At 72.7% G+C, this 10776-nt stretch carries 10 protein-coding genes; 7 read left to right on the forward strand and 3 right to left on the reverse strand.

Annotation, left to right across the window (positions count from 1 at the left end; all coding sequences use genetic code 11):
- Window positions 1–59 precede the first annotated feature (59 nt).
- Window positions 60–1463: an aminotransferase class V-fold PLP-dependent enzyme gene (locus tag IEZ01_RS32780; RefSeq protein ID WP_189205384.1), complete on the forward strand. Its 1404-nt coding sequence runs from the start codon at window positions 60–62 to the stop codon at window positions 1461–1463.
- 34 nt (window positions 1464–1497) lie between these two features.
- Here IEZ01_RS32780 and IEZ01_RS32785 read toward each other — a convergent pair whose 3' ends face one another.
- Together IEZ01_RS32785 and IEZ01_RS32790 are read right to left on the reverse strand one after the other, a co-directional pair.
- Window positions 1498–1779 carry an Lrp/AsnC family transcriptional regulator gene (locus tag IEZ01_RS32785; RefSeq protein WP_019885602.1) on the reverse strand — a complete coding sequence of 94 codons (282 nt, stop codon included), beginning with the start codon at window positions 1777–1779 and terminating at the stop codon, window positions 1498–1500.
- Window positions 1776–2525, reverse strand: coding sequence for a rhomboid family intramembrane serine protease (locus IEZ01_RS32790; RefSeq protein ID WP_189205386.1), 750 nt, complete (start codon window positions 2523–2525; stop codon window positions 1776–1778). Before IEZ01_RS32790 ends, IEZ01_RS32785 begins: the two co-directional genes overlap by 4 nt.
- A 158-nt stretch (window positions 2526–2683) precedes the next feature.
- Here IEZ01_RS32790 and IEZ01_RS32795 point away from each other — a divergent pair, with 158 nt between their 5' ends.
- The 5 genes from IEZ01_RS32795 to IEZ01_RS32815 all read left to right on the forward strand — a co-directional run bounded on the left by IEZ01_RS32795 (window position 2684) and on the right by IEZ01_RS32815 (window position 8213).
- Window positions 2684–2926 (forward strand): hypothetical protein, encoded by a 243-nt coding sequence (locus tag IEZ01_RS32795; protein WP_019885600.1) that lies wholly within the window; start codon window positions 2684–2686, stop codon window positions 2924–2926.
- Window positions 2927–2987: 61 nt separating this feature from the next.
- The gene (locus IEZ01_RS32800; RefSeq protein WP_373287707.1) at window positions 2988–4352 is read left to right on the forward strand and encodes an NYN domain-containing protein; all 1365 of its coding nucleotides are present in this window, start codon (window positions 2988–2990) and stop codon (window positions 4350–4352) included.
- A 321-nt stretch (window positions 4353–4673) separates the two neighbouring features.
- A complete protein-coding gene (locus IEZ01_RS32805; RefSeq protein WP_019885598.1) occupies window positions 4674–5702 on the forward strand; it encodes a C40 family peptidase in 1029 nt (342 codons plus the stop codon).
- A gap of 219 nt (window positions 5703–5921) precedes the next feature.
- Window positions 5922–6953, forward strand: a complete 1032-nt coding sequence (locus IEZ01_RS32810; protein WP_189205388.1) for a C40 family peptidase — start codon at window positions 5922–5924, stop codon at window positions 6951–6953.
- A 24-nt stretch (window positions 6954–6977) separates the two neighbouring features.
- Window positions 6978–8213 (forward strand): hypothetical protein, encoded by a 1236-nt coding sequence (locus tag IEZ01_RS32815; protein WP_373287708.1) that lies wholly within the window; start codon window positions 6978–6980, stop codon window positions 8211–8213.
- 22 nt (window positions 8214–8235) lie between these two features.
- Here the strand turns inward: IEZ01_RS32815 and IEZ01_RS32820 are convergent, their stop codons facing one another.
- Complete coding sequence (locus tag IEZ01_RS32820) at window positions 8236–9474, reverse strand: glycosyltransferase 87 family protein (RefSeq protein WP_028797435.1); 1239 nt, start codon at window positions 9472–9474, stop codon at window positions 8236–8238.
- A gap of 124 nt (window positions 9475–9598) precedes the next feature.
- Here IEZ01_RS32820 and IEZ01_RS32825 point away from each other — a divergent pair, with 124 nt between their 5' ends.
- A complete protein-coding gene (locus IEZ01_RS32825) occupies window positions 9599–10741 on the forward strand; it encodes a glycosyltransferase family 4 protein (RefSeq protein ID WP_189205390.1) in 1143 nt (380 codons plus the stop codon).
- Window positions 10742–10776 lie beyond the last annotated feature (35 nt).

The raw sequence follows: 10776 nt of genomic DNA on the forward strand, positions 1-10776 counted from the left end.
CCCGTTTCGCGCTGCCCTGCGGGCCCTTCGCTGCCCCTCGTCTGCCGGGAGATACCGCCATGTCCGCGTACCCGAACACCGCCACCGCCTCCGCCGCCGAGTCCTGTGCCACCGACTCCGCCGACCCCTGCTGCGGCGCCCCGCTGCCCGTACTCGGCAGCGAGGTCACCGTCCCGCTGGTCACCGGCGGCGAGGTCACCTACGCCGCGCTCGACTACGCCGCCAGCGCCCCGGCCCTGAAGCGGGTGTGGGACGACGTCGCCGCCTACGCCCCGTACTACGGCAGCGTGCACCGCGGCGCCGGGTACCTCTCCCAGCTCTCCACCGACCTCTTCGAGAACAGCCGCGCGACCGTCGCCGAGTTCCTCGACTGCCGCCCCGGCGACCAGGTCGTCTTCACCCGCTCGACCACCGACTCGCTGAACCTGCTGGCCGCCGCGGTTCCCGCCGGCTGCGAGGTCTTCGTCTTCGAGACCGAGCACCACGCCTCGCTGCTGCCCTGGCAGGACGCCCGCGTCACCTACCTCAACGCCCCGCGGACCCCGGGCGAGGCCGTGCGGACGCTGGAGCGGGCGCTCGCCGACCGGGACCCGTACGGCCCCGCGCTGGTCTGTGTCACCGGAGCGAGCAACGTCACCGGTGAACTGTGGCCGGTGAGGGAACTCGCCCAGGCCGCCCACGCCCACGGCGCCCGGATCGTCCTCGACGCCGCCCAGCTGGCGCCCCACCACCCCGTCTCCGTCCGGGAGTTGGACGTCGACTGGGTCGCCTTCTCGGGTCACAAGCTGTACGCGCCGTTCGGCTCCGGAGTCCTCGCCGGACGCGCCGACTGGCTCCAGGACGCCGAACCGTACCTCGCGGGCGGCGGCGCCTCCCGCAAGGTCGCTCGCCGGGCCGACGGTGGTGTGGACGTGGAGTGGCACACCACCGCGGCCCGGCACGAGGCCGGTTCGCCGAACGTCATCGGTGTGTACGCCATCGCCTCCGCCTGCAAGGCGCTGACCGAGGCCGGGTTCGACACCCTCGTCGCGCGTGAGCGGCACCTCATCCGCACGGTCAGGGCAGGCCTCGCGGAGGTCCCCGAGGTGAAGGTCCTCTCCCTGTTCGGCGACGACGCGCCCCGCGTCGGTGTCATCTCGTTCGTCGTCGAGGGCTGGAACAGCTCCCACTTCGCCGCCGCGCTCTCCGCCGAGTACGGCATCGGCGTCCGCGACGGCCTCTTCTGCGCCCACCCGCTCGTCCGTACCCTGCTCGGCAGCGACCCGCAGACCCAGGGCGAGTGCGGAGCGCCGGAGGCGGCGCCCGGCGAGAAGTCGCTCAACGCGATCCGGGTGAGCTTCGGCGCGGGCACCCCGGACGAGCACGTGGAGCGGTTCGTCCACGCCGTCAAGGAGCTCGTACGCAACGGCGCGCAGTGGAAGTACCGCACGGAGGAAGGGCGTTGCGTGCCCGACCGGGGCTGAGCGGGCGGCCCGGAGCCGCCCGCCGGATGGCGTCTTAGGACTCCAGGCCGATCGCGAACGCGGCCTCCAGGTCGTGCTGGGAGTAGGTGCGGAACGCGACATGCGTGTCCGTGGCCTCCACGCCCGGGATCTTGCTGATCATGCCCGGGATGACGTCGGCCAGATCGTCGTGGCGGGCCACCCGCACCATGGCGATCAGGTCGTACGTACCGGTGACGGAGAACACCTCGCTGACGCTGTCCAGCGCCGCGATGGACTCGGCGATCTCGGGGATGCGGTCCACGCTGGTCTTGATGAGCACGATCGCGGTGATCACGGCTGGCTTTCTCCCTCGGTCGCCGCGGCTGGGACCCTCACTCTACGCCGGTGGTAGCGCCCCCAGACGTAGAGGAACCCGGCCCCGAACCCCACCAGGTGCGCGAGATACGCCACGCCAGGCCCCGGCCCCGCGCTGCGGGCCGCCAGCCACTGGAGCACGAACCAGAAGGCCAGCACGATCCAGGCGGGGAAACGCAGCGGCAGGAAGAGCAGGAACGGGTAGAGGCTGGTCACCCGGGCTCGGGGGAAGAGGTACAGGAACGCGCCGAGCACCGCCGAGATCGCCCCGGACGCCCCCACCAGGGTCTGCTCGGAGTGGGCGTGCACCGCCGCGTACACCAGCAGGGCCAGGTAGCCGCAGCCCACGTAGAAGAGGGCGAACTGCACGGCCCCGAGACGCTCCTCCGTCATCGCGCCGAAGACGTAGAGGAAGAGCATGTTGCCGAGCAGATGCAGCCAGTTGCCGTGCACGAACAGCGCGGTGAACGGGGTCGGCAGGGCGTCCCGGTCGCCGGCCGTCAGCTCGGCCGGGATCACGCCCCAGCGCCGGAAGTACGCGTCCTGCGCGGCCAGCAGCTCGTCGCCGGTGCCGTACGACGGATTCAGTCCCGATGCCGGGCCGAGGACGAAGATCAGACAGCAGACGGCGATCACGCCGTAGGTGACGGCCGGCGCGTCTCTCGCGGCCCTGGCCACGCGCCGCCAGTCGATACCGCGTCCGTCGGTGCCTCGCCAGCCGTTCATGATCAGATCATGGCGTAAACGGACCGACCGGGACAGAGTGCCTCGCCGCGACATCGGGGACCTGCGAGGCCGTAGGGTTACGGGCAGTACATCCGCAGTTCGACGGCGCACCGCGGCATCCGCACACGGCACGACGCACGACGAAAGAGGACGGCACGATGACGACGGTTCCCCTGCCGACCGACCAGACCCGCTGGCGCTGCACGCTCTGCGGGAACCTGACGCGTTTTGATGTGACCCGCTCGTCCAAGGTGGTCGAGTACGTCCATCTGGACCTCGCGGGAGAGCCGAAGGTGGAGGAGCGCGAGGTCGTCAGTGAGACGATCGAGTCGGTCCGGTGCCGCTGGTGCAACGCGGTGGACCAGATCGAGCTGGTGGACAGGCCGGGCAGCGCCTCCTGACGAGGAGCGGGCGGCCCGCAAGGCCCGCGAGGGCGTGGAACGGGTAGTGGGGTGACGGATCGTGGAGCAGCCGGACCGCGGTGAAGAGCCGGCCGGCGGCACCGCCGACGCCGCCGAGGCGCTCGACCATCCGCTGCCGGACGGTGTGCGGCGGCGGGTCGTCGCGCTGGTCTCGGACGCGTTCGGCGGCCTGACCGTCGCCGAGCTGCCCGCTCCGCTGCGGCAGTACGCCCGCTTCACCCCTTCCCGGCGCGCCAAGTTCGCGGGCAACGCGATGGCGGCCGCCCTGGAGAGCGATCCGCTGTTCCGCCAGCGGATCGCCGAGCGGCTCAAGGAGTCGCAGCCGGAGCTGGCCGGGGCCGTCGAGTCCGGCGCGCCCCCGGCCGCCGCCGACCCCGTCGACGTCGCCGCGCTCGCCTATGTGCTGCGTCCCGCGGGCTGGGTCAAGCTGGTCGGCGCGGCGGGCGAGGAGGCCCAGCGGGCCGACGCCGAGCGCGCCGACGAGGCGGGCCGGCGTGAGGTGGAGCGGCTGCGCGCCGAGCTTGCCGAGGCCAGGGCGCTGACCAGGACCGAGAACGAACAGCTGCGTACGGAGCTGGAGGCGGCCCGCAAGGAGGCCGAGTCGCTCCAGCGCAAGCTGCGCAGCGCGCTGAGTGATGTGAAGCGCGGCGAGGCCGCCCTGCGCCGTACGCGGGGGGAGATCGACGGCATCAGGGCGGAGGCGGCCGCCCATGTGTCGGCGGCCGAGAGCGAGACGCGCCGCCTCAAGGCCCGGCTCGGTGAGACCGAGGCGGCGCTGGAGGCCAGCCGCCGCGCCGCCCGTGAGGGGCGCTCGGTGGAGGACATGCGGCTGCGGCTGCTCCTTGACACCGTCCTCGACGCAGCCCAGGGGCTGCGCCGGGAGCTCGCGCTGCCGCCGGTCTCGGTCCATCCGGCGGACACGGTCGACGCGGTCGAGCCGGGGCGGATGACACCGAAGGACATCGCCGCGCGTGCCCTGTCCGAGACCGACCCGGCCCTGCTCGACCAGCTCCTCGCGCTGCCGCAGGCGCATCTGGTCGTGGACGGCTACAACGTCACCAAGACCGGCTATCCGACGATGCCGCTGGAGAAGCAGCGGCTGCGTCTCCTTGGCGGGCTCTCCGCGCTGGCGGCCCGTACGGGCGCCGAGGTCACCTGCGTCTTCGACGGGGCGGAGCTGGCGGCTCCGGTGCTGCTCGCGCCGCCGCGCGGGGTGCGGGTGCTGTTCTCCAAGCCGGGTGTGACGGCCGACGAGTTGATCCGTCAGCTGGTACGGGCGGAGCCGCCGGGCCGGCCGGTCGTGGTGGTCTCCACCGACCGCGAGGTGGCCGACGGGGTCGCGAAGGCGGGGGCCAGGCCGGTCGCGTCCGCTTTGTTGCTGAAGCGCCTTTCGCGCTCCTCGTAACTCCTGTTCCACATGCCCGAATTGATACGGGAGTGACAGAACCCACCGTCAATTGCTCACTACTGCCTGTGTGTCCTGCGTAAATTAAGTGGCGCGTGGGCGAGATTTTTCTCATGAGGATTTGAACTGATCACAAGATGGTCACTAGGGTCAGGCCTCGAACCTTCGCGCGGTTGATCATCCATCGGGGATGGCAGTGAAGGAACCGCCTAATTCGTGCAGTTCGGCCCGGTTTTCACGGGGGGTGCCGGACGCGATGCGCGGAGCCGGGGCACAGACCCATCACCCGGTCGGCGGCTGAGGAAGAAGGAGCTCGCCTTCGTGGCGTCCCACCGTCGTCCCAAGCAGCCGAGCCGCACCCGTGTGACCGTGCTCACCGTGACCGCCGCCGCGGCCGTGGCCCTCACTGCCCAGTCCGGCGCGCAGGCCGCCCCCAAGCCGAGCAAGGACGAGGTCAAGTCCAAGGTCGACAAGCTCCACCACGAGGCCGAGGAGGCCACGGAGCAGTACAACCTCGCCGAGGAGCGCCGCGGCACCCTGCAGAAGGAGATCGGCGCCCTCCAGGACAAGGTCGCGCGCGGCCAGGCCGAGCTCAACGACCTGCGGGACAGCATCGGTTCGGTGGCCAGCGCCCAGTACCGCTCCGGCGGCATCGACCCGGCGATCCAGCTCTTCCTCTCCTCCGACCCGGACAGCTACCTCGACAAGGCGTCCGCGATCGACCAGATCGGCGCCAAGCAGACCGAGGTCCTCCAGTCGATCCAGGCCAAGCAGCGCGCTCTCGCCCAGCAGCGCGCCGAGGCCACCGCGAAACTCGCCGACCTCGAAGAGGTCCGCAAGACGCTCGGCGAGAAGAAGAAGAAGTTCCAGGGCAAGCTGGCCGAGGCGCAGAAGCTGCTCAACACCCTGACCGCCGAGGAGCGCGCCAAGATGCGCGACGCCGAGCAGCGCGCCAGCCGCGACGCCGGTGACCGGGTCGAGCTCGGCGACGAAGCCCCCGCCTCGGAGCGCGGCCGTGTCGCCCTCGGCGCCGCCGCCACCCAGATCGGCAAGCCGTACGTCTCCGGTGCCGAGGGCCCCAACTCCTACGACTGTTCGGGTCTGACGCAGTGGGCCTACCGCCAGGCCGGCGTCCAGCTCACCCGCACCACCTACACCCAGCAGAACGACGGTGTGAAGATCGGCCGCAGCCAGCTCAAGCCCGGCGACCTGGTCTTCTTCAACGGCCTTTCGCACGTGGGTCTGTACGCGGGCAACAACACCATCCTCCACGCGCCAAAGCCCGGTGCGTCGGTCCGCTACGAGTCCATGAACTACATGGGCACGTTCCAGTTCGGTGTGCGCATCTGACGCACCTGACCAGGTGGCGGCGGCGTACACCTGCCACGCCGGAATTGACGCCCGAACGGGCGAATTGCCGCACCCTGAACTGACGTCGCGCCCCGCCGGTGACCTTGTGATCTCCGGCGGGGCGCCACTGTTCGCGCCCCCGGCCTTCGTTGGTGACGCCCTGGCGGGCGGCTACTGTCTGCCGCGCCAGTCTGCGTACAGCTGAAGGGAGCGCGGTCCGTGGCGTCCCACCGCCGTTCCGCGCAACCGGGTCAGACCCGGAGCGCGAAGGTCACCGTCCTGTCCGCCGCGGCCGTCACCGCCGCCGCGGCCCTCGGCGCCGTCCCCGCGAGCGCCGACCCCCAGGACACCCCCGAGCCGACCAGGGCCGGTGTCGACCGGCTCTTCGAGGAGGCCGAGAAGGCCACCGAGCGGTTCAACCAGGCCGACGAGCGGGCGGACCAGCTGCGCGCCCAGGTGGACCGCGCCCAGGACCGGCTGGCCCGCGGCCAGGAGCGGATCAACCGGATGCGCGGCGCCCTCGGCGCGGTCGCCGGCGCCCAGTACCGCTCCGGCGGCATCGACCCGGCGCTCGTGCTCCTGCTCACCGCCGACCCCGACGACTACCTCGACAAGGCCGCCGTCCTCGACCGGATCACCGCCCGGCAGACCGGCCAGCTGCAGGAACTGCGCGAGGAACAGCGTCGGCTGGGCCAGCAGCGGACGGAGGCCGGGCGCACCCTCGCCGAACTGGAGCGCAGCCGCGCCGCCGTCGCCCGCCACAAGCGCACCGTCGAGCGCAAGCTCGCCGAGGCCCGGCGGCTGCTCAACGCCCTGCCGGACGGTGAGCGCGAGGAGTTCGACCGGGCCTCCCGCTCCGGCCGGGACGGGGTGCTGCCCCCGCTCTCCGACTCGCCCGCCGCCTCCGCGCGAGGCCTGGCGGCCCTGATGGCGGCCCGCCAGGCCATCGGCAAGCCCTATGTGTGGGGCTCCACCGGACCGTCCGGGTTCGACTGCTCGGGTCTGATGGTGTGGTCCTACCGGCAGGCCGGGGTCGGGCTCCCGCGCACCTCCCAGGCCCAGCGGTACGCCGGACGCCAGGTGCCGCTCTCCGAGGCGCGGCCCGGCGACCTCGTGACGTACCGCAGCGACGCCAGCCACGTCGGGATGTACGCCGGCAACGGCCAGGTGATCCACGCGCCCTACCCCGGCGCGGCCGTCCGCTACGACCCCGTCGGCATGATGCCCGGGGCGACCGTGACCCGCGTCTGAGCCGCTGACCGTACGATCTGAGGCGTGGCGGAAGCGGGGCGAGGAGCGGTGGGCCGGTGGCTCGTCGTATGCCTGTGCCTGCTGCTCGCCCTTGCCGGGGGCTGCGCCGCCCCGGCTGCGGCGCCGACGGACGCCGCGGCCCCGGAGGTCCAGGCGCTGCTCGACCGGCGCGCCGCCGCGGTCCTCGCCCATGACACCGACGCCCATCTCGCCGCCCTCGACCCGGCCGCGACGGCGCTGCGGGCGGCCGCCCGCACCGAGCTGGCCAACCTCGCGGACGTGCCACTGAGCTCCTGGTCGTACCGGCTCACCGGCCTGGAGCGGGGCGAGGAGGGCCGGGCCACCGCCCGCGTGGACCTGAGCTACCGGATCCGCGGCCACGACAGCGGCGCCGTGACCCACGCGCGCGTGCTGGAGCTGACCGAGCGCGACGGCCGCTGGTACGTGAGCGAGGACCGGCCCGGCGAGCACACCCCGCAGCAGCTGTGGCAGCAGGGTCCCGTCCGGGTCGTCCAGGGCGAGCGCAGCATCGTCATGGGCGTCGGGCAGTCCGTGGAGCGGCTGCGCGCCATCGCGGCGACGGCGGACACGGCGGTGCCCGCGGTCTCCGCGGGCTGGCCCGAGCGCTGGGCCGGGCGCCTGGTCGTCCTGGTCCCGGCCTCCGTCGACGCCATGGGCGGCCTGCTGGGCGCCCCCGCGGCCGGCTACCGCGGCATCGCCGCCGTCACCACCGGCGAGAGCGGCGGCGGACCCGATGCCCCCGCGGACCGGGTGATCGTCAACCCCGAGGCGTACGGCGTGCTGGGGGAGTACGGGCAGCGGATCGTCCTCACCCACGAGACAACGCACGTCGCCACGCGCGCGTACACCTCCGCCTCGACCCCGATGTGGCTCTCGGAGGGCTTCGCCGACTGGGTCGCCTACCGCGACTCGGCCCGTACGGCCGCCGAGACCGCCCCCGAACTCCATGACGCGGTCCACTCGGGCGCCGCGCCCGCCGCGCTCCCCGAGGACGCCGACTTCTCCTTCACCGGGAACGCGGACGCCCTGGCCCGCGCCTACGAGGGCGGCTGGCTGGCCTGCGAGCTGATCGCCGAGCGCTGGGGCGAGCCGAAGCTGGCCGCCTTCTACCGCGCGGTCGGCGCCCACCCGAGCAGGGCGGGCGCCGTGGAGAAGGCCATGGACACGGTCCTGTCGACGACCCCGGAGCGGTTCACCGCCGACTGGCGGCAGTACGTACGGGAGCGGCTGGGGCGCTGAGGCCCCGACGCGGCTGGCAGGATCAGGAGCCGACGAGGGTCTTGCCCCGGGCGGTCTGCACGGGCAGCAGCTCGCGCAGCCGAGGCTCAGTGACCGTCTGCCGCCACAGCACCCGGCAGGCCGACAGCGACGCGGCGACCAGCAGACCGTTGCGTACCAGCAGCAGCGCGAGACCCAGCGGGTCGCTGTCCACCACGTGCGAGAACCAGACCGGGAACTCGAACTGGGTCACCGCCGTCGCGGCCACCACCAGATGGGCCGGCCGCCGCATCCGGCTGGAGCGGAAGACCAGACACACCGCCGCCACCCCGACCAGCCAGATCATGTACTGCGGACTGATCACCCGGCTCGTCGTGGTGAACAGCAGCACGGCCACGAACGCGGCGTCGCACACCGTCGTCGGCCCGAACTCACGCGCCTTGATCCGCCACAGCAGCAGCCAGCCGAAGGCCGCCACCGTCAGCGCCAGGGCGATCTTGCTGACCAGCGGCACATAGGGGCCGAGGAACTCCACCGAACCGTAGTTCAGCAGCACCTGCCCCTCCCAGCCGAAGTGCCTCGCCACATGGAAGACCAGCGAGCCGAGCGACTCCACCTCGGTGCCCCTGTCCTTCTGGAAGGTCAGGAACGCCAGCGCGCCCGGCATCGCGGCGGTGCACAGGAGCAGCAGCCCGGCCGCCGTCCCCGCCGCCGTCGACCAGGAGCGCAGCGTGGCCCGGCCGCGCGGGGTGCCCGCGAGCAGCAGTACGGGCCAGACCTTCAGCATCGCGCCGACGCCGGAGAGGAAGCCCAGCACACGCGGGCTGCGCCCGGCGGCGAGCAGGCCCGCCACGGCGACGGCCGTGACCATCAGGTCGTAGCGGGCGTAGGAGGTCGGGCCGAGCAGCGGCACACCCACGATCCAGATCCAGGCCCCGCTCATCGAACGGCCCGGCCGGCGCGCCGTCCACATCAGCAGCCCGAAGACCACCGTGTCGCACAGGAACGCCAGGACGAAGAAGGCCGAGGCGTAGTCGAGGAAGGGCAGCAGACCGGGGGAGAGGACCGCGGCGGCCGCGGCCGGCGGGTACTGCCAGGTGACGTCGTCCAGGGGGTACGTGCCGGTCTTCAGCACCTCGTACCAGCCCTGGTAGATCACCGAAATGTCACTGGTGACGTCGGGGCCGGGGACGACCAGGACCTTGAAGACGCACAGGAGCAGGATGGCCCGGGTGAGAATCCACACCGCGACTGGGTATCTTGTGCCCGTTGCGCCGGTCATACCTACCTCGTCCTTTTCATCCGTGTCTGCGGCCCTGGTGGGGCCGTGTTCGCGGCGGTCCTGACGCCGGGGCGGGTTGTGCCCGGGCCATCAGGCCGAGCCGTTCGGTACTGTCGGCGGTGCGATGCACAAGACCTTGATCGTAACCAACGACTTCCCGCCACGTCCCGGCGGCATCCAGGCTTTCCTGCACAACATGGCACTGCGCCTGGACCCCGAGCGGATCGTCGTCTACGCCTCCACCTGGAAGCGCGACCGCGAGGGCGTCCGCGCCACCGCAGAGTTCGACGCGGAACAGCCCTTCACGGTTGTCCGTGACCGTACGACCATGCTGCTTCCCACCCCACGTGTCACCCGGCGCGCGGCCGCGTTGCTGCGCGAGCACGACTGTACGTCGGTCTGGTTCGGCGCCGCAGCGCCCCTCGGCCTGATGGCCCCCGCCCTGCGCAGGGCAGGGGCGCGGCGGCTGGTCGCCACGACCCACGGGCACGAGGCCGGCTGGGCGCAGCTGCCCGCCGCGCGGCAGCTGCTGCGCCGGATCGGCGAGGGCACGGACACCATCACGTACCTCGGCGAGTACACCCGCTCGCGCATCGCCGCCGCGCTCACGCCGGAGGCGGCGGGGCGCATGGTGCAGCTGCCGCCGGGCGTCGACGAGAAGACCTTCCATCCCGCGTCGGGCGGCGACCTGGTCCGCGAACGGCTCGGCCTGGCCGACCGGCCGGTGGTCGTCTGCGTCTCGCGGCTGGTGCCGCGCAAGGGCCAGGACACCCTGATCCGCGCCCTGCCGCGGATCCTGCGGCACGTGCCTGACGCGGTGCTGCTGATCGTCGGCGGCGGCCCCTACGAGGCCGACCTGCGCAAGCTCGCCGCCGAGACGGGCGTGGCCGGATCCGTACGCTTCACGGGCGCGGTCCCGTGGGACGAGCTGCCCGCGCACTACGGCGCCGGTGACGTCTTCGCCATGCCGTGCCGCACCCGCCGGGGCGGCCTGGACGTCGAGGGCCTCGGCATCGTCTACCTGGAGGCCTCCGCGACCGGCCTCCCGGTCGTCGCCGGCGACTCGGGCGGCGCCCCCGACGCGGTCCTCGACGGCGAAACGGGCTGGGTGGTCCGCGGCGGCGTCCCCGAGGACGCGGCCGACCGGATCGTCACCCTGCTCCAGGACCCGGAACTGCGCCGCCGCATGGGCGAGCGGGGCCGGGAGTGGGTCGAGGAGAAGTGGCGCTGGGACCAGCTGGCGGAGTCGCTGAAGCAGCTGCTGTAGCGGTCGGGGGGCGGCCCTGACCGCCGAGGCGCGGC

The organism is Streptomyces purpureus (genome assembly GCF_014648195.1).
Classification (GTDB): domain Bacteria; phylum Actinomycetota; class Actinomycetes; order Streptomycetales; family Streptomycetaceae; genus Streptomyces; species Streptomyces purpureus.

Coding starts and splice junctions, on each gene's coding strand:
- IEZ01_RS32780 (WP_189205384.1), top strand. CDS start 60: ATGTCCGCGTACCCGAACACCGCCACCGCCTCCGCCGCCGAGTCCTGT.
- IEZ01_RS32790 (WP_189205386.1), bottom strand. CDS start 2,525: ATGAACGGCTGGCGAGGCACCGACGGACGCGGTATCGACTGGCGGCGC.
- IEZ01_RS32795 (WP_019885600.1), top strand. CDS start 2,684: ATGACGACGGTTCCCCTGCCGACCGACCAGACCCGCTGGCGCTGCACG.
- IEZ01_RS32820 (WP_028797435.1), bottom strand. CDS start 9,474: ATGACCGGCGCAACGGGCACAAGATACCCAGTCGCGGTGTGGATTCTC.
- IEZ01_RS32825 (WP_189205390.1), top strand. CDS start 9,599: ATGCACAAGACCTTGATCGTAACCAACGACTTCCCGCCACGTCCCGGC.